We start from the raw sequence: 17,385 nt of genomic DNA on the forward strand, positions 1-17,385 counted from the left end.
CGACATGATCGAAGGTCAGATCCTTGCCCGACCCGCAATATTGGCACGCGAAACGGTCGCGGAGGAACAGGTTGAAACGCGTGAAGGCGGGATGTTCCGATGGCTTCACATACTGGCGGAGCGCGATGACGCTCGGGATCGGCATCGTCCGCGTCGGCGAATGGATCTCGCGCTCGTAATTTTCGACGATGGTGACCCGGTCGAGGAAAACCGCCTTCACCGCGGTCTGCCATGGCCACAGGCTCAGGGGATAATAGCTCAGCGGCGTGTAATCGGCGTTGAGTACGAGCGCCGGACAGCTATCGGGATGCCGGGCAAGATCGGGATGGAACATGGCTAGGTAACGCTGCCCCCCTTGTTTCGCGGGATGGCGCGCCACTGCCTCCCGCGCGTGACACTGTCATTACATGCCCTATCAGATTCTGCCGTCAAGGGGCTTCTGCCCGCAAGATATGGAATGTTTGGCTTTGACTCGGCACAGCATATGGATTCATGGGGACACATGCTGACGCGTTTCGCCCCCAGCCCGACCGGCGAGCTCCACCTGGGCCACGCGTATAGCGCGGTGCTCGCGCACGACGCCGCGCGTGCGGCCGGCGGGCGTTTCCGCATCCGCATCGACGATATCGACGGCAGCCGCTCGCGCGAGGATTATGTCGCGGCGTCGCTCGCCGACCTCGCGTGGCTCGGCCTCGACTGGGACGGCGATCCGGTGCGCCAGTCGGATCGGCTCGCCGACTATGCCGCCGGGCTCGACGATCTGCGGAGGCGCGGTCTCGTCTATCCCTGTTTCTGCACCCGCGCCGATATCGCCGCCAGCCTGTCGGCGCCGCACGGCCCGTCGGGCGCCGTCTACCCCGGAACCTGCCGCGACCTGCCCGCCGCACCGCGCGAACGGCGCATGGCGGCCGAACCGCACTGCTGGCGCCTCGACATGGCGCGCGCGGTCGCAGAAACGGGCGAACTTGCGTGGGAAGAGGCGGGGCAGGGGCAGCGCATCGCCGACAGCCAAGCCCACGGCGACATCGTCCTCGCGCGCAAGGATGCACCCGCCAGCTATCACCTCGCGAGCACGCTCGACGACGCCGCGATGGGTGTGACGCATGTCATCCGCGGCGCCGACCTCGCCGCTTCGACCGACCTCCACCGGCTGCTGCAGGCCTTGTTCGGGCTGCCGACGCCGCTCTATCGCCATCATGCGCTCATTTGCGGCCCCGACGGCAAAAGGCTCGCCAAGCGCGATGCCGCCGCATCGCTGAAGTCGCTGCGCGACGCGGGCGCCGACGGCCCCGCGCTCGCCGCCGATCTGGCGGCCGGGCGCCTTCCCACTGGCTATTCGCTGCAAAATCCCTAGATAGGGGTCATGGAAATCCTGCTCGTCCTTGGCGTCGTCATCGCCGCCGGCTTCGTCCTGTTCTCGCTCGCGCGCGGGCTCTTCTATTTCTCGCAGGGCCACCGTGCGCAGACCGACGGCACCGTCCACGAGAATCAGGTGATGCAGAACAGGATGATGATGGCCCGCGTCAAATGGCAGGCGATCACGATCATCCTGCTCGTGCTGATCGGCATCTTCGCCGCCGGGCAATAAGGCGGGCGGCCGTATCATGGTCAAGCTCAACAAGATATACACCCGCACGGGCGACGACGGCACCACCGGCCTCGTCGACGGCTCGCGCATCGCCAAGTCCGACGCGCTGATGATGGCGATCGGCGACGTCGACGAAGCGAACAGTGCGATCGGCATGGCCGCATCCGTACTCGATCCGGCAAGCGACGAGGCCGCGATGCTGTCGCGGATCCAGAACGAGCTGTTCGACCTCGGCGCCGACCTCGCGACCCCCGCCGACATCCAGTTCGGCTTCGGCCCGCACGAGATGGCGTTGCGCATCGTGCCGAGCCAGATCGCGCGGCTCGAGGACGAGATCGATACGATGAACGACGATCTCGACGCGCTCCGCAGTTTCATCCTCCCTGGCGGAACCGAAGCCGCCGCGCGCCTCCACCTCGCGCGCGCGGTGACACGCCGCGCCGAACGGGCGGCGGTGGCGGCAGGCAGCCTGCGCGACCTCAACCCGCTCGCGCTCAATTATCTCAACCGCCTGTCGGACCATCTCTTCGTGCTCACGCGGCACATCAACGCTGCTGCGGGCGGCGACATCCTCTGGAAACCCGGTGCGACGCGGTGATCTGTTCCGACACAAAATCGCGGATCTTCGGCATTTTTGCTACCATCGCGGCGATGGCCGCCCTCGTTGCGGCACTCCTGTTCTACCTGTGGTGGATGTTTGCCGAATGGTAGGATCGTGGAGGCCCGCTCCATCCCGGACTTGATCCGGGGACCCACCCGCAACGCCCGGAAAATGAACTCCGGATGAGGTCCGGTGCGACGCGGGAGCAAGAATGTTCCCTTAATGTTCTGGACAATCCCGCGTGCCGTAACCATAATCCGACGAACCGCGAAACCGAATCGCACTTCGGGGGATTGTCTTCCTATGGCCAGCCGCACCGACGCTTCGACCCGCACCGACCCGGTGGAGGATCTGGCCCGCCGCTTCGCGGCGACGCGCCGCCTGTCGCTCGATCTCGTTCGCCCGCTCTCCGACGCCGACGCCAGCGCCCAGTCGATGCCCGACGCCTCGCCCGCCAAATGGCATCTCGCGCATACGACATGGTTTTTCGAAACCTTTGTCCTGCGCGATCACGCCGCGGGTTATTCGCTCTTCGACGCGCGTTATCCCTATCTCTTCAACAGCTATTACGAGGCCGAGGGGCCGCGTCACGCGCGCCCGCATCGCGGTCTGCTGACGCGCCCGTCGCTGGATGAAATCTGCGTGTGGCGCGCGCATGTCGATGTCGCGGTCCAGACCGCACTCCCGGACCTTCCGGCTTCCGCGCTCGCGCTTGTCGAGCTCGGCATCCATCACGAGCAACAGCATCAGGAGTTGCTGCTCACTGACATCAAGCATCTCTTCGCGCAGAACCCGATCGGCCCGGCGGTGTGGGACGTGCCGATCGCGAGTGAAGTTCGGCAGTTTTCCGCGATGAAATGGGTGAAGGGCGCCGAGGGCACCGCGGCGGTCGGACATGCGGGCGAGGGTTTTGCCTTCGACTGCGAAGGCCCGCGCCACGATGTGCTGCTCGCCCCGCATGCACTTGCCAGCCGTCCGGTCAGCAACGGCGAGTGGCAGGAATTCATCGCCGACGGCGGCTATCACACGCCGTCGCTCTGGCTCAGCGACGGCTGGGCGTGGGTGCAGGCGGAAAGCGTCGAAGCGCCCGCCTATTGGCGCGACGGACAATATTTCACCCTCGCGGGCTGGCAGGACATCGACCTCGCCGCGCCGGTCACTCACATCAGCTTCTTCGAAGCCGACGCCTTCGCGAGCTGGGCCGGCGCGCGCCTGCCGACCGAAGCGGAGTGGGAGACGGCCGCCGCCGCCTTCGATCCGCAGGGCGGGCAACGGTTGGATGCCGCCGGTCCCGCCCAGCCCGTCGCGGCGGGCGATGACACGGCGCTGCAACAGATGTTCGGCAGCGTCTGGGAATGGACCGGCAGCGCCTATCGACCCTATCCCGGCTTCCGCGCCGCGCCGGGCGCGGTCGGCGAATATAATGGCAAGTTCATGAGCGGCCAGTTCGTGCTCCGCGGCGGCAGCTGCGCGACCCCGCGCGGCCATCTGCGCGCCAGCTACCGCAATTTCTTCTATCCCCACCAGCGCTGGCAATTCACCGGCCTGCGCCTCGCGAAGGATCTTTGATATGGGCCCCCGATCATGGGAGTAGTGCGTAACCTTCGTCAGGTTTCGGCCGACGACGCCGGGGTCGACGTCGCCTTTCGCGCCGACGTTCACGCTGGCCTGTCGCAGAAGCAGAAGGCGATTCCCGCGCGCTGGTTCTACGACGCGACGGGCTCGGCGCTGTTCGAGGATATCACGGCGCTTCCCGAATATTATCCGACGCGCAGCGAGACCGACCTTCTGACGCGCCACGCGGCCGACATCGCCGCGGCGATCGGCCCGGGCCGCGCGGTCGTCGAACTCGGATCGGGCAGCTCGACCAAGACACCGCTTCTTCTCGATGCGATCGATCCCGCCGCCTATGTGCCGGTCGATATTTCGGGCGATTTCCTCCGCGACAGCGCCGAGGCGCTCGCGGCGCGCTTCCCCGGGCTCGCCATCTATCCGGTCGAGGCCGACTTCACCCAGCGCGTCGATCTGCCGCGCGAAATCTGCCCGCTGCCCAAGCTCGGCTTCTTTCCGGGTTCGACGGTCGGCAACATGGTCGCGCGCACCGCGATCGACCTTTTGCGCAACTGGCGCGCCGCATTGGGGGACGGATCGCTGATGCTGATCGGCGTCGACCGGATCAAGGACATCGGCGTGCTCGAACTCGCCTACGACGATCCGGCGGGGGTCACCGCGGCATTCAACCTCAACCTGCTCGAACGGATCAACCGCGAACTCGGCGGCGATATCGCGGTCGGGAATTTCAGCCACCGCGCGGTGTGGGACGATATCCATGCGCGCATCGAAATGCATCTCGTCGCCGCGTGCGACATGGATTTCACGATCGACGGCCGCGCCTATCACATGGCGAGGGGCGAGACGATCCACAGCGAGAACAGCCATAAATACGGACCCCGCGACGCGAATTTGCTGCTCCGTTCCGGCGGGTGGACGCCGCTCGCGACGTGGGACGACGTCGACCCCGCCTTCGCGCTGATCCTCGCGGCGGCGACCGAGTTCCGCTCGGCTCCCTGACGCGCTCACTTGACGGGCGCGCCCGACGCCGTAGGGGCTCAGCCACGGTTTCAGCGAAAGGGCAGCATATGATCGTCGGCGTTATCGGAGCGGGGCAGATGGGCGCGGGCATCGCGCAGGTATCGGCGGGCGCCGGCCATGACGTGCTCCTTTCCGACATCGACATCGCGCGCGCCGAAGCGGGCAAGGCGGGCATCGCCAAGGCGCTCGGCCGTCTCGTGGCGAAGGAAAAAATGACGCAGCCCGACGCCGACGCGCTGCTCGGCCGCATCACGCCCGTCGCCGATCACGTCGCCTTCGCGCCCGCCGATCTGGTGGTCGAGGCGGCGACCGAGCGCGAGGAGATCAAGCGCGCGATCTTCGCGAGCGTCGGCCAGCATCTCCCGGCCACCGCGATCCTCGCGTCGAACACCAGCTCGATCCCGATCACGCGCCTCGCGCAGGCTGCGCCCGACCCGTCGCGTTTCATCGGGGTTCATTTCTTCAATCCGGTGCCGGTGATGGGGCTGGTCGAACTGATCCGCGGTCTCGCGACGAGCGACGACACGCTCGCGAAAGTCGAGGCCTTCGGCCGCGGGCTCGGCAAGGAGATCGTCCATGCCAACGACGCGCCGGGCTTCATCGTCAACCGCGTGCTGATGCCGATGATCAACGAGGCGGTGTTCGCGCTCGGTGAAGGTGTCGCGACAATGCAGGACATCGACACGGGTTGTCGTTTGGGCCTCAACCATCCGATGGGCCCGATCACGCTCGCCGACTTTATCGGGCTCGACACCTGTCTCGAGATCATCCGCGTACTCTACAGCGGCACTGGCGATCCCAAATTCCGCCCCGCGCCGCTGCTCGTCCAATATGTCGATGCCGGCTGGGTCGGCAAAAAGGCCGGGCGCGGTTTCTACGACTGGACGGGCGAGGCGCCCGTTCCGACGCGATGATCCCCCGGGCGCCGGTCGATCCGGCGCACGAACAGCGCTGATTCGTTCGCGGCCCCGTTACGGAATTTCGCTGGACGGATGCGGCAGCGTGGCTCACATTCGATGGGGGTCGATGAAAATCGGGGGATTTTATGCGCTTGTTTCTTGCAGCCGCGCTGACGGCTGCCATCTTCGTGGCGTCGCCGGCTTCGGCGCAAACGGTCAGCATCAGGAATCCGGCGGCTTTCGTCGCGACGCTGAAGGCGATGGGTTATGAGCCGGGGGCGCTCTCCAATGTCGACACCTCGCCCGAAGTCGATATCAAGGTCAACGGATTCGGCACGACGCTCCGCCTCGTCGGCTGCACCGCGGCGGCCGACTGCAAATATATGACGCTCGTCGCGTCGTACAGCGACGTGGTCGATCCGCCCGCCGCCTGGCTCCAGAAGATGAACGACGAGTTCGATCTGCTGCGGATCGGGATCAACGACAAGAAACAGCTCTACATGTTCGGCGCCTATGTCGTCGAAGGTCTGCCGCGGTCGGAACTCAAGCGCATCTTCGACTATTGGGCGGCCGATACCTCGTCGATCGGCAGCGAGGCGATCGAGGGCGGCTATACGACCGGGGAATAGACGGAGCCGTCGCGGCTTCCGTGCGTAGATCAGGTGCAGCAACAGTCGGAGAAGATCATGCGTAACAACAGCCTGTTGGCGAGCCTCGCCGCTGCGGTCCTGCTTCTTCCGGTACAAGGGGCCGCGCAGCAGGGCGCCCCCGAGGACTCGACGATAAAGGACACGGCGAATACGGTCGTCGAACCCTTCGACGGCAAGGAGCCGCCGCAAAAGCTGCTCGAGGTACAGGACGATCCCTATTCGCTCGCGGGCCTCGGCAAATGCGCCGCGATCATTCGCGAGGTCGAGGAACTCAACGCCGTTCTCGGCCCCGACGTGAACGAAAGGGTCGACAAGAGCGAGGCGAAGAAACGCGAGGAAACCGCGGGCCGCGTCGCCGGCACGGTCGCGGGCGGGATCATCCCCTTTCGTGGCCTGATCGGCGAAGTGACCGGCGCGAATGCCGAGCGACGGCGTTACGCGGTCGCGGTCTATGCCGGGACGGTCCGGCGCGGCTTCCTGAAAGGCGTCGGGCTCGAGCGGGGCTGCAAGGCGCCCGCCCGACCCTGACCGGTCAGAGCGGCGTGTAGACGACGCGGCAGTTTTCAGCCGCCGAGCGCAGCGCGGTGTTCCACGTCACGTCATTGCCGTTACGCTGCAGCCGCGCGCCGCTCTTGTTCTCATAGATCGCGCCGCGGTTCGACGGGGTCTGCTTCAGCACCATCGAACGCCGGCCGTTGACGCGAACGATCGCGGTGTTTCCGACATAGTCGACCTTCAGCCGCGTGCCGCCGCTGCAGTCGTAACTGGTGCCGGTGTTGCGCGGCACCGACGAACAGGCGGCGAGCGCCAGGATCGCGGCGCCCGCCGCGAAAATTGCCATCGTCTTCATATCCGGTCTCCCCTCAATAGCCCGAACGGACGCACAGCACGTCTGCGAGGTAGACGCGCCCGCTGATCGTTTCCATATGCTCGCGCGCCGACCCGTTCCAGCCGATCGACCGGCACCAGGTGTCGGCGGTCTGCGCCGCGCAATTGGCGGTCGCCGATCCGCGGGCGCAGGCGAGAACGCGATAGTTGCGTTCGGCCGGCTGGGTGTGGAATTCGGCGAAATTGCCGCGTGCGACCTGATCGTTGGCGGGCGGATTCGGGTTCCAGCCGCCCCCGCCGCTGCCCACCGGGCGGATCGACTGGATCGTCAGCCCGCGCAGGACATTGTTGAGCATCGGCGTGTCGCGGTCGACGGTGCGGCAATTGCCGCGATAGCGCGTCTTCTCGCATAGCTCCCAGCGGCCATTGGGGACGCGGATCGAATTCACCGGCCAGCTCAGCCCGAGGTTCGGCTTTTCCTCGCCGATGAAGACCGCGGGACCGCGATAGCCGGCGTCGCGATAGATGGTCGCTTCGGGAGGCCGCTCGGGACGATAACGCTCGGTTTCGACGGTCTGGGCGTAGGATGTGGCGAGGAAACCCGCCCCTATCGACACCGCCGCCGCGGCAAGAATCGACAAACGATAAGCGGTTTTCATGACAGCCTCCCATTTTGCGAACGCGACCCGGGATTCGTTATATCCCTAAGTTTACGTCATTCGCAGGCGGCTTGCAAATTCTCCCATATCGTCAGCGCGATGGGCGGCCGCGCGTTACGGCGCCTTCGTCGGCGGCGGCGCGGGCGTTGCCTGCGGCGCGGTCGCGGGCGCAGTGGCGGGAATGGCCGGCTCGGCAACGGGTTTCGCGAGCGGCGGGGCGACGCCGAGCATCAGCCCCGCGAGCGCCGCCGACATCAGGTTCGACAGGCTGCCCGCGAGCAGCGCCTTCAGCCCCAGTTTCGCGATCATCGGGCGCTGGTTCGGCGCGAGCCCGCCGGTCACCGCCATCTGGATCGCGATCGAGCTGAAATTGGCGAAACCGCAGAGCGCAAAGGTCGCGATCGCGACCGCCGCCATCGACATGTCGCCCTGCGCCCGGCCGAGGTCGATGAAGGCGACGAATTCGTTGAGCACGACCTTGCTGCCGAACAGCCCGCCGACCACCGCGCTTTCTTCCCACGGTACGCCCATCAGCCACATGACGGGGCGAAAGATCGCGCCGATGATCGCCTGGAACGACAGGCCGTCGAGGCCGAACCAGCCGCCGATGCCCGCAAGGATGCCGTTGGCGAGCGCGACGAGCGCGACGAACGCCATCACCATCGCGCCGACCGCGACCGCCAGCTTCACCCCGGTCTGCGCGCCCTGCGCCGCCGCCATGATGATGTTGGCGGGCTTTTCCTCGTCGTGGCTCGCCTCGGGCATCACGACAGGTTCGATACCGATGTCCCTGGGATCGTCGGGCATCATGATCTTGGCCATCAGGATGCCGCCGGGCGCCGACATGAAGCTGGCGGCGAGCAGATAGGGGAGGAGATGCGGGCCGATCATCCCGGCATAGGCGCCGAGGATCGTCCCTGCGACGCCCGCCATGCCGACCGTCATCACGGTGAACAGCTGCGAAGGGGTGAGTCCGGCGAGATAGGGCCGGATGACGAGGGGCGATTCGGACTGGCCGACGAAGATGTTCGCCGCCGCGCCGAGGCTTTCGACCTTGGTGATGCCGGTGACCTTCTGGATCGCGCCGCCGACCCATTTGATGATCAGCTGCATGATTCCGAGATAATAGAGGACCGAGATGAGCGAGGCGAAAAAGATGATCACCGGCAGCGCGCCGATCGCGAACACCGCCTTGCCATAGGGCGCCTGCGTCAACACGTCGCCGAACAGGAATCGCGTGCCCTCGTCGGCATAGCTCAGAAGGTTGGAGACGCCGTTCGACATCGCCTGGATCACCGCGCGTCCCCATGGCGTGCCGATCACGAGCACCGCGAAACCGGCCTGGAGCAGAAAGGCGGGAATGACGATGCGCGGGCGAATCCAGCGGCGGTTCGACGAAAACAGCACGGCAATCGCGAGCAGTGCGACGATGCCGAGCAAACCGATCAGGCGTTCCATAATTTCTGTGCGTCCCCCGCAAGTCCAATGGGCCTGTCTAGCGGGCTTTGGCGGCGGGGCAAGAGCTGCGCGGCCAGCCGTGTTTCTCGGACTTTCCACCCCGCGCAAAACCGACTATCGGGCGGCATGACCGAACCGACCTCGGCGGCGTTGCCGCGCACGCTCTCGCCCTCGCTCTTCCTTTTCTCGATCGTCTATGGCGGCATGGTCGTGCTGGCGGGCGTGCTCGGGAACAAGCAGGTCGCATTGGGCAGCTGGCTGGCGGTCGAGGCGGGGATTTTCGCCTTTCTGATCCTTGTCGCGCTGTCGAGCGCGGTATCCGAACTGCACGGACAATCGGTCGCGAACCGCCTCGTGCTCTGGGGCTTCGTTCCGCTCGTCCTGTCGATCATGCTGACCGCGCTGGTGCTCGCGCTTCCGGCATCGCCCGAAATGCAGCCCGAACGGCTCGCCGCCTTCGACACGATCCTGGGGCAAAGCCCGCGCCTGATGGCGGCGGGAATCGTCGCCTACGGCACCTCGCAATTCCTGAACGTCACGATCTTTTCGAAGCTGCGCGGGCGTGAAGGGGCGGGAACCGGAGCGACCTGGCTCGCGATCCGCGGCGCGATCGCCAGCGCCCTCAGCCAGATCGTCGACACCCTGCTTTTCGTCACCATCGCCTTTTACGGCGTGTTCCCGATCGCCAACCTGATGGGCGGGCAGATGCTCGCCAAGGTTGCGCTGTCGGTGCTCGTCATTCCTTTCGTCATCACCGGGCTGGTCGCACTCGGCCGCAGCCTCGATGCGAAGAACGCCGGATGATATCGATGACCGATCCTTCGAAAATGCCCGACCTGCTCGCCAAGGCCGAAACGCTCGTCGAGGCGCTGCCCTATCTGCAGCGCTATGCGGGCGAGACCTTCGTGATCAAATATGGCGGCCACGCGATGGGCGATCCCGAGGCGCAGCGCGATTTCGCCGAGGACGTCGTGCTGCTCAAGGCCGTCGGCATCAACCCGGTGGTGGTCCACGGCGGCGGCCCGCAGATCGGCGCGATGCTGAAACAGCTCGGGATCGAATCGACCTTCGTCGGCGGACTCCGGGTCACCGATGCCGCGACCGCCGAGGTCGCCGAGATGGTCCTCGCCGGCAAGATCAACAAGGAAATCGTCAGCTGGATCGCCGGGCTCGGCGGCCGCGCGGTCGGCATTTCGGGCAAGGACGCCAATCTCGTCCTCGCCGAAAAGGTCGGCCGCACCGAGCCCGACCCCAATTCGGGGATCGAGCGGCACGTCGATCTGGGCTTCGTCGGCGAACCCGTCGCGGTCGACCCGACGATCCTCGTCAATCTGACCAACGACAATTTCATCCCCGTCGTCGCGCCCGTCGCGCTCGGCGCCGATGGCGCGACCTACAACATCAACGCCGACACGATGGCGGGCGCGATCGCCGGGGCGCTCGGGGCAAAGCGTTTCTTCCTGCTCACCGACGTCGCGGGCGTGCTCGACAAGTCGGGCGCGCTGCTCACCGATCTCGACCGCACCGCGATCGACGGCCTCAAGAGCGACGGCACGATCACCGGCGGGATGATCCCGAAAGTCGAAACCTGCGTCGCCGCGGTCGATGCGGGGGTCGAGGCGGCGGTCATCCTCGACGGGCGCATCCCGCACGCGATGCTGCTCGAAATTTTCACCGCAAGGGGTGCGGGGACGCTGATTCACCGCTAAAGCTCTTTTCACGACCTTCCGGCCGGAGCCCTCAATGTATCTGATGTTCCTTCAAATCCTGTCGATCCTGCTCAACATCCTGTGGTGGATCATCATCGTGCAGGCGGTGATGTCGTGGCTGATCGCCTTCAACGTCATCAACACGCACAATGATTTCGTCCGTCAGCTGTGGCAGGTGCTCGAGCGGATCACCGAGCCCCTCTATCGCCCGTTCCGGCGCATCATGCCCGATTTCGGCGGGCTCGACCTGACCCCGATGGTCGTGCTGATCCTGATCATCATCCTGCAGGGGCCGGTGATTTCCTATCTCTACACGCTCGGCATGAACAGCGGGGCGATCTGAGATGGCTGAGGGGGCGCAACCGATCGACGGCAAGGCGTTTGCTGCGGGTCTGCGCGCGCGGATCGCCGACGCGGTTCCGGCGTTCGAGGCCGCGACGGGGCGCGTGCCCGGCCTCGCGGTCGTGCTGGTCGGCGACGATCCGGCGAGCGCGGTCTATGTCGGCTCGAAAGGCAAGGCGACCGTGGCCGCCGGCATGGCGAGCTTCGAACATCGCCTGCCCGCGACCGCGACGCAGGACGAGGTCGAGGCGCTGCTGGCGGAACTCAACGCCGACGAGACGGTTGACGGCATTCTCCTCCAGCTCCCGCTGCCCGGCCATCTCGACGAGCAGGCGGCGGTCGCAACGATCGATCCCGACAAGGATGTCGACGGACTGACCCCCGTCAGCGCCGGCCGCCTCGCGCTCGGCATCGCGGGCATGGTGCCTTGCACGCCCTATGGCTGCCTGCTGCTGCTGCAGGACCGGCTCGGCGACCTCGGCGGCAAGGATGCGGTCGTGATCGGCCGCTCGATCCTCGTCGGCAAGCCGATGGCGGCGCTGCTGCTCGGCGCGAATGCGACCGTCACCATGGCGCATAGCCGGACGAAAGATCTGCCCGATCTCGTCCGCCGCGCCGATATCGTCGTTGCCGCGGTCGGTCGGCCGGAAATGGTCAAGGGCGACTGGATCAAGCCCGGCGCGGTCGTGATCGACGTCGGCATCAATCGCCTGCCGCCGGCCGAGGGCGCGGCGAAGGGTCGGCTCGTCGGCGACGTCGACTATGCCGGGGCCATCGCGGTCGCCGATGCGGTCACCCCCGTTCCCGGCGGCGTCGGCCCGATGACGATCGCCTGCCTGCTGCGCAACACGCTCGTCGCCGCGCATCGCCGCGCGGGCCTCGCCGATCCGGAGGGCTTCTGATGCGCCGGCTGGCCGTCGCGGCGCTTTCCCTTTCGGTGATCGCGGGCGGCGCTGCGCCGGCGCGCGAACGCAGGCCGCTGGCGCCCAACCCGAGCGCTTTCATCGCCGCCGAAATCGCCTTTTCGCGACTTGCGCAGGAAAAAGGCCAGTGGACGGCGTTCCGCGAAACCGCGGCGCCCGAAGCCACGATGTTCGTGCCGCAGCGCGTGAAGGCGCGCGACTGGCTGAAATCGCAGAAGGATCCCGCCGAGGCGGTGAAATGGCAGCCTCATGCGGTCTATGTCAGTTGCGACGGCAATGCGGGCGTTACCACCGGCGCGTGGCAGAAGGGACCGGCGAACGGCTATTTCACGACGGTCTGGCTGCGCGATCCCAGGAAAGGCAAGCTCGCCTGGACGCTCGACCATGGCGATGCGCTGGCGACCCCGCGCGAAGCGCCCGACTTCATCGCGGCGAAACAGGCGGTCTGCGGTTCGCGTCCCGCCGCACCGGTCGAAGCGGGCGGTGAGGGGGATGACAGGGCGGTCGGCCTGTCGCCCGACCAGACGCTGAGCTGGACATCGACGGTTAGCGCCGACCAGTCGCGCCGCGTCACGATCCGCCTGTGGGACGGCAAGGAGATGGCGACCGTCATCGACGATCGGGTGGCGGCGCCGAAACAGCCATGATCGATCTCTTCATCTCGGCCTTCGTCACGCTGTTCGTCGTCATCGACCCGCCGGGCTGCGCGCCGATCTATGCCAGCCTGACCACGGGCGCGAGCGCGCAGCAGCGCCGCTCGATGGCGATCCGCGCGACGGTCATCGCCGGGCTGATCCTCGTCTTCTTCGCGATGTTCGGCGAAGCGCTCCTGAGCTTCCTCCACATCGACCTCGACAGTTTCCGCATCGCGGGCGGGATCATGCTGTTCATCATCGCGATCGATATGGTGTTCGAAAAGCGCACCGAACGCCGCGAACAGCGGGCCGAGAAGCTGATGGCGACCCCCGAGGTCGAGGATGTCTCGGTCTTCCCGATGGCGATGCCGATGCTTGCGGGGCCGGGGTCGATCGCCTCGGTGATGCTGCTCGTGTCGCAGAACAACGGGCTCGACCGCGCTTTCGTGATCTTCGGCGCCTTGCTGCTCGTGCTGCTGCTCACACTTGCCGCGCTGCTGTCCGCAGGGCCGCTGATGCGGCTGATCGGCAACAAGGGCGAGGCCGTGATCACCCGTCTGCTGGGCGTGCTGCTTGCGGCGCTCGCGGCGCAGTTCGTGATCGACGGGCTGAAGGCGAGCTTCCCCAGCCTCGGATAAAAAGGGGCGCCGCCTTGCGGCGACGCCCTTTCTTTTCCACGGGAATGGAAAGTCGTTACTGCGCCGCGTTGACGTCGGCCTGCGTAACCGGCGCGATGCGGATTTCGACGCGGCGGTTGCACTGATAATCGGCCTCGCTCTGCTCGGGCGAGCATTTGAGTTGCGATTCGCCGTAACCGAGCGTCGCCATGCGCGCGCGCTGGATGCCACGGCCCGCCAGATAGTCGGCGACCGACGCCGCGCGGCGTTCGGACAGGCCCTGGTTATAGGTGTCGCTGCCGGTCGAATCGGTGTGGCCGTACACGTCGATATAGGTGCTCGGATATTCGGCGAGCGTCGAGGCGACATTGTCGAGTGCGCTGCGGAACTGCGATTTCACCATCGCGCTGTTGAGGTCGAAGGTCACGTCGCCCGGCATGTTGAGCACGAGCTGGTCGCCCTGGCGCTCGACGTCGATGCCGGTGCCCGCCGTACGTTCGCGCAGCTTCTTTTCCTGCTGGTCCATATAATAGCCGACTCCCGCGCCGGCGACCGCGCCGATGCCCGCGCCGACGATTTCCTCGGTCCGGCTGTTGCGGCCGCCGATGAGGTCGCCGAGCAGATAGCCGCCCAGCGCGCCGCCGACACCGCCGATCGCTGCTTTCGAAATCTTTCTCTCCCCCGTCACCGGGTCGGTGACGCAGCCGGTGAGCGCGATCGCACCGATGCTGGTCAAAATGGTGAGCTTGATCGTCCTGCTGTTCATCTTTTCGCTCCCTTTATCCGACGGATGCTTCTGGTCCTTTCGCATGCCGTCCTTCCGTGCCGATAACATATGGCCGGCGATCTGGTTCCAAAATTCGCCTGAACGGTGACTGAGCAGGGCATTCAGGTGAGCACCATTGTGCAATGCCGCGCCTTTCGCCTATAGGGTGGACATGACCGACGATGACAGGGGCCGGGCGCCGACGCGCCGCACGACCGCCCGATGACCCCTTTTCCCTGGTCCGATGTCGCGATCATCGCGGTCCTCGTTCTCCTCAACGGCGTTTTCGCCATGTCCGAACTCGCGATCGTCTCGGCGCGCGACCCGCGGCTGCAGGCGGCCGAAAAGCGCGGCAGCCGGGGCGCGAAGATCGCGCGTCAGCTCGCCTCCGACCCCGGGCGTTTCCTGTCGACGGTGCAGGTCGGCATCACGCTGATCGGCGTGCTCACGGGCGCCTATTCGGGCGCCAGCCTCGGCCAGCCGGTCGCCGACCGGCTCGCGGCCTGGCTCGGTCTCGACCCCGAAAGCGCCGAAGCGGCGGGCTTTGCCCTGGTCATCGCGCTCACGACCTATTTCTCGCTGATCGCGGGCGAGCTGGTGCCGAAGCAGTTCGCGCTGCGCTCGCCCGAGCGGATTGCGATCTTCATGGCGGTGCCGATGTACTGGCTGTCGCGTGTCGCGGCGCCGCTCGTCTGGCTGCTCGACAACAGTTCGGGTCTCGTCTTCCGCCTGCTCGGGCTCAACCGCGAATCGGAAGACCGGGTGACCGCCGAGGAATTGCATCTGATCGTCGCCGAGGCGTCGAAATCGGGGGTTATCGAGGAAAGCGAACGCGCGATCATCTCGGGCGTCGTACGCCTCGCCGACCGGCCGGTGCGCGAGGTGATGACGCCGCGCAAGGATGTCGACTGGATCGATGTTGCGCTCGATGCGCGCGGCGTGCGCGACAAATTGCTCGAAACCCCGCACAGCCGGCTGCCGGTCGCGCGCGGGTCGGTCGACGATATCGTCGGCGTTGTGCAGGCGCGCGATATCGCGTCGGCGCTGTTCCGCGGCGAAGTGCTCGACCTCGAGACGCTGATGCGCCCCGCAAAGGTCATCCACGACCAGATCGACGCGATGGATGCGCTCGAGGCGCTGCGCGCGGCCGAGGTGCCGGTGCTGCTCGTGCACGACGAATATGGCCATTTCGACGGGCTGGTGACGCCCGCCGACCTGCTCTCGGCGATCGCGGGCGAGTTCGCGTCGGATCAGGATATCGGCAGCGAACCCTTCGTCGTCGAACGCGAAGACGGCAGCCTGCTCATCGCGGGATCGATGCCCGCCGACCAGATGGCGGAGCGGCTCGGGATCGAACTGGACGACGACCGCGACTATGCGACCGCCGCAGGGCATGCGCTCGCGATCCTCAAACATCTGCCCAAGGAAGGCGAGCGGTTCACCGACCGCGGCTGGCGTTTCGAGATCGTCGATATGGACGGGCGCAAGATCGACAAGCTGCTCGTCACCGGGATCCGCAAGCCCGACGAAGACGCGGACGCCGGATAGGGCGACCGCCGGTCAGAACTGATAGGCGAGCCCGCCGCCGAACAGCCATTGGTCGGCGCTGCCGACATCGGCGACGATCGGCGATCGGGCGAAACGCGAAAGGAGGCGGCCATATTGCGCGCCGCCGATCAGCGTGAAACCCTTTCTGAGGTCGCCCGACAATGCATAGGCGCCGGCGATCCCGAGCGTATATTTGCCCGTCGTGGCCTTGCGTCCCGCGGCGTCATAGACGGGAAGCCCGCTCGCGGCGCTGCCGTCGGTGTCGATGTCGTAATAATAGCGGCCGAAGCCCTTGCCGTAGAAATTGACCGACGCCGACACGCCCAGATAGGCGCGTTTCGACAGCGGGGTGCCGTAATCGATCGTCGGCGAGGCGGTCCAGCTGCCGTGGCGGCCCGAAATATCCTTCGACGCCGACATGCGGAAACCGATCTGGTCATATTCGCTGGTGATCACCCCCGTGTGGGTCACCCCGGCGAAAAGCCCCATCTCGACCGCCATCTTGCGTTTGCCGAGCGCCGCGACCTGCGGATCGTCGATCTTGCCGCTGCGGTCGCTGCGCAGGCTGATCGTCGGACCGAATTTGAAATCGGTCTTCTGTCCGCGCTGCTGGCGGATCAGGTCGATCTGGAAATTGGTGCCCCGGGTCGAGAAGGAAAAACCGCTGATCCGGCCGCGAAAATAAAAGGCGGGCAGGGTGCGCCGATCGTCCGACCCGTTGTATTTCGGCGTGTTGAGCGCGCCCACGGCGACCGCGAAATAGTCGCGCGACCAGCGGCGGTCGGGTTCGTCGTCCTGCGGTCGCGCGGGCGGCAGCAGGATATTCTCGTCGATTTCGGTGTTCTGCAGATAGCGCGCGGGCTCTTCCCCGATACCGGTCGCCGGCGCAATGTCGGTATTCGCCGTCAGCTCATACGGCAGCGGCGCCTCGTCGGCCGCAGCGGGCGCGGACAAACCGGTGAGGAGGATGATGGTGAGGAAAGGAAATGCGCGGGCCGGACGGGCAATGCGGAAAAACAGGGTCAGGTCGGGCATAAGCATCCGCGCAAATATCCTATATTCTTGCCCCTCTTTACGGGGGTGTAAGTAAACAACGCGCCATTGCAACGGCTTCGTCTTGCCGAAGGTCGCATTTGGCCGCATGTGGCTTTCATGCATCATTGCCCGTCAACCGCTTTCATATTCCCCCGCATGGTCATTGGTTCCCTGCGGCCATCCCGGCCGCGGTGCGCATGAGCCGGATCCCGCGCCTGATCGGCTATGGCTTCATGGCCGCCGCGGCGCTGCTCGCGGCCGTGATGAAGAAGGAAGGCGTCGAGACGATCGGCCCGCTGCCCGCGGTCGCGGTCGCGCTCTTTCTCGGCATGATCGGGGTGATGCTGGTGTTCACCGACCTGATGGTGCGCGGGCTTTACGCGCAGGTCGATGCGGCGAAGCGGCGCGAGGAAGAGGGCGGCGACTGATCCCTTTTCGTTCGACACCCCATGTGCTTGGCAGTATGACGGCGCGATGACCGATCGTCCGCATACGCCGCTGCTCGACACGGTGGATGTCCCCGCCGACCTCCGCA

22 protein-coding genes are annotated in these 17,385 nt (G+C 66.1%); 16 read left to right on the plus strand and 6 right to left on the minus strand.

The annotated features are described in order from the left end of the window. Nucleotides 1–334 (minus strand): HNH endonuclease (locus JHC57_RS14850; protein WP_294030910.1); only part of this gene is annotated, 334 nt, incomplete at its 3' end. Between the two features lie 168 nt (nt 335–502). Here JHC57_RS14850 and gluQRS point away from each other — a divergent pair. From gluQRS to JHC57_RS14890, 8 genes are all read left to right on the plus strand, one after another. Then, on the plus strand, nt 503–1,354 hold the full coding sequence (gene gluQRS, locus JHC57_RS14855; RefSeq protein WP_294030911.1) for a tRNA glutamyl-Q(34) synthetase GluQRS: 852 nt from the start codon (nt 503–505) through the stop codon (nt 1,352–1,354). A gap of 9 nt (nt 1,355–1,363) precedes the next feature. Beyond that, nucleotides 1,364–1,588: an HIG1 domain-containing protein gene (locus JHC57_RS14860; protein WP_294030912.1), complete on the plus strand. Its 225-nt coding sequence runs from the start codon at nt 1,364–1,366 to the stop codon at nt 1,586–1,588. A 16-nt stretch (nt 1,589–1,604) separates the two neighbouring features. Further along, the gene (locus JHC57_RS14865) at nt 1,605–2,186 is read left to right on the plus strand and encodes a cob(I)yrinic acid a,c-diamide adenosyltransferase (protein ID WP_294030913.1); all 582 of its coding nucleotides are present in this window, start codon (nt 1,605–1,607) and stop codon (nt 2,184–2,186) included. A 306-nt stretch (nt 2,187–2,492) separates the two neighbouring features. After that, a complete protein-coding gene (gene egtB / locus JHC57_RS14870; RefSeq protein WP_294030914.1) occupies nt 2,493–3,758 on the plus strand; it encodes an ergothioneine biosynthesis protein EgtB in 1,266 nt (421 codons plus the stop codon). A 15-nt stretch (nt 3,759–3,773) separates the two neighbouring features. Beyond that, entirely contained in the window at nt 3,774–4,760 is a 987-nt protein-coding gene (egtD, locus tag JHC57_RS14875; protein ID WP_294030915.1) for an L-histidine N(alpha)-methyltransferase, read from the plus strand. A gap of 68 nt (nt 4,761–4,828) precedes the next feature. Next, nucleotides 4,829–5,695: a 3-hydroxyacyl-CoA dehydrogenase NAD-binding domain-containing protein gene (locus JHC57_RS14880; protein WP_294030916.1), complete on the plus strand. Its 867-nt coding sequence runs from the start codon at nt 4,829–4,831 to the stop codon at nt 5,693–5,695. 131 nt (nt 5,696–5,826) lie between these two features. After that, the gene (locus tag JHC57_RS14885) at nt 5,827–6,309 is read left to right on the plus strand and encodes a hypothetical protein (protein ID WP_294030917.1); all 483 of its coding nucleotides are present in this window, start codon (nt 5,827–5,829) and stop codon (nt 6,307–6,309) included. A gap of 57 nt (nt 6,310–6,366) precedes the next feature. After that, a complete protein-coding gene (locus JHC57_RS14890) occupies nt 6,367–6,858 on the plus strand; it encodes a hypothetical protein (RefSeq protein ID WP_294030918.1) in 492 nt (163 codons plus the stop codon). Nucleotides 6,859–6,862: 4 nt separating this feature from the next. On the opposite strand, the gene JHC57_RS14895 is transcribed toward JHC57_RS14890, so the two are convergent. The 3 genes from JHC57_RS14895 to JHC57_RS14905 all read right to left on the minus strand — a co-directional run bounded on the left by JHC57_RS14895 (nt 6,863) and on the right by JHC57_RS14905 (nt 9,275). Further along, complete coding sequence (locus JHC57_RS14895) at nt 6,863–7,180, minus strand: MliC family protein (protein WP_294030919.1); 318 nt, start codon at nt 7,178–7,180, stop codon at nt 6,863–6,865. A gap of 13 nt (nt 7,181–7,193) precedes the next feature. Next, nucleotides 7,194–7,817: a beta/gamma crystallin-related protein gene (locus tag JHC57_RS14900; protein ID WP_294030920.1), complete on the minus strand. Its 624-nt coding sequence runs from the start codon at nt 7,815–7,817 to the stop codon at nt 7,194–7,196. Nucleotides 7,818–7,931: 114 nt separating this feature from the next. Further along, nucleotides 7,932–9,275, minus strand: a complete 1,344-nt coding sequence (locus tag JHC57_RS14905; protein ID WP_294030921.1) for a NupC/NupG family nucleoside CNT transporter — start codon at nt 9,273–9,275, stop codon at nt 7,932–7,934. A 126-nt stretch (nt 9,276–9,401) separates the two neighbouring features. Between JHC57_RS14905 and JHC57_RS14910 the strand changes: the two genes are divergently transcribed. The 6 genes from JHC57_RS14910 to JHC57_RS14935 are packed head-to-tail and all read left to right on the plus strand — an operon-like array spanning nt 9,402 to nt 13,522. Then, a complete protein-coding gene (locus JHC57_RS14910) occupies nt 9,402–10,079 on the plus strand; it encodes a queuosine precursor transporter (protein ID WP_294030922.1) in 678 nt (225 codons plus the stop codon). A gap of 5 nt (nt 10,080–10,084) precedes the next feature. Beyond that, nucleotides 10,085–10,984 (plus strand): acetylglutamate kinase, encoded by a 900-nt coding sequence (gene argB, locus JHC57_RS14915; RefSeq protein ID WP_294030924.1) that lies wholly within the window; start codon nt 10,085–10,087, stop codon nt 10,982–10,984. Between the two features lie 34 nt (nt 10,985–11,018). Then, nucleotides 11,019–11,327 carry a YggT family protein gene (locus tag JHC57_RS14920; protein ID WP_294030925.1) on the plus strand — a complete coding sequence of 103 codons (309 nt, stop codon included), beginning with the start codon at nt 11,019–11,021 and terminating at the stop codon, nt 11,325–11,327. Between the two features lies 1 nt (nt 11,328). Next, complete coding sequence (gene folD / locus JHC57_RS14925) at nt 11,329–12,228, plus strand: bifunctional methylenetetrahydrofolate dehydrogenase/methenyltetrahydrofolate cyclohydrolase FolD (protein WP_294030927.1); 900 nt, start codon at nt 11,329–11,331, stop codon at nt 12,226–12,228. Further along, nucleotides 12,228–12,896 carry a hypothetical protein gene (locus JHC57_RS14930; protein WP_294030928.1) on the plus strand — a complete coding sequence of 223 codons (669 nt, stop codon included), beginning with the start codon at nt 12,228–12,230 and terminating at the stop codon, nt 12,894–12,896. Before folD ends, JHC57_RS14930 begins: the two co-directional genes overlap by 1 nt. Then, nucleotides 12,893–13,522: a MarC family protein gene (locus tag JHC57_RS14935; protein WP_294030929.1), complete on the plus strand. Its 630-nt coding sequence runs from the start codon at nt 12,893–12,895 to the stop codon at nt 13,520–13,522. Before JHC57_RS14930 ends, JHC57_RS14935 begins: the two co-directional genes overlap by 4 nt. A gap of 55 nt (nt 13,523–13,577) precedes the next feature. On the opposite strand, the gene JHC57_RS14940 is transcribed toward JHC57_RS14935, so the two are convergent. Further along, nucleotides 13,578–14,267 carry an OmpA family protein gene (locus JHC57_RS14940; protein ID WP_294030930.1) on the minus strand — a complete coding sequence of 230 codons (690 nt, stop codon included), beginning with the start codon at nt 14,265–14,267 and terminating at the stop codon, nt 13,578–13,580. A gap of 222 nt (nt 14,268–14,489) precedes the next feature. Between JHC57_RS14940 and JHC57_RS14945 the strand changes: the two genes are divergently transcribed. Beyond that, nucleotides 14,490–15,815, plus strand: a complete 1,326-nt coding sequence (locus JHC57_RS14945; RefSeq protein ID WP_294030931.1) for a hemolysin family protein — start codon at nt 14,490–14,492, stop codon at nt 15,813–15,815. A 12-nt stretch (nt 15,816–15,827) separates the two neighbouring features. Here JHC57_RS14945 and JHC57_RS14950 read toward each other — a convergent pair whose 3' ends face one another. Beyond that, nucleotides 15,828–16,856 carry a MipA/OmpV family protein gene (locus JHC57_RS14950; protein WP_294030932.1) on the minus strand — a complete coding sequence of 343 codons (1,029 nt, stop codon included), beginning with the start codon at nt 16,854–16,856 and terminating at the stop codon, nt 15,828–15,830. 191 nt (nt 16,857–17,047) lie between these two features. On the opposite strand from JHC57_RS14950, the gene JHC57_RS14955 reads away from it, so the two are divergent. Continuing rightward, nucleotides 17,048–17,278 carry a hypothetical protein gene (locus tag JHC57_RS14955; RefSeq protein ID WP_294030933.1) on the plus strand — a complete coding sequence of 77 codons (231 nt, stop codon included), beginning with the start codon at nt 17,048–17,050 and terminating at the stop codon, nt 17,276–17,278. The last annotated feature ends 107 nt before the right edge of the window (nt 17,279–17,385 follow it).

It is taken from the genome of Sphingopyxis sp. (assembly GCF_016463645.1).
Taxonomy (GTDB): domain Bacteria; phylum Pseudomonadota; class Alphaproteobacteria; order Sphingomonadales; family Sphingomonadaceae; genus Sphingopyxis.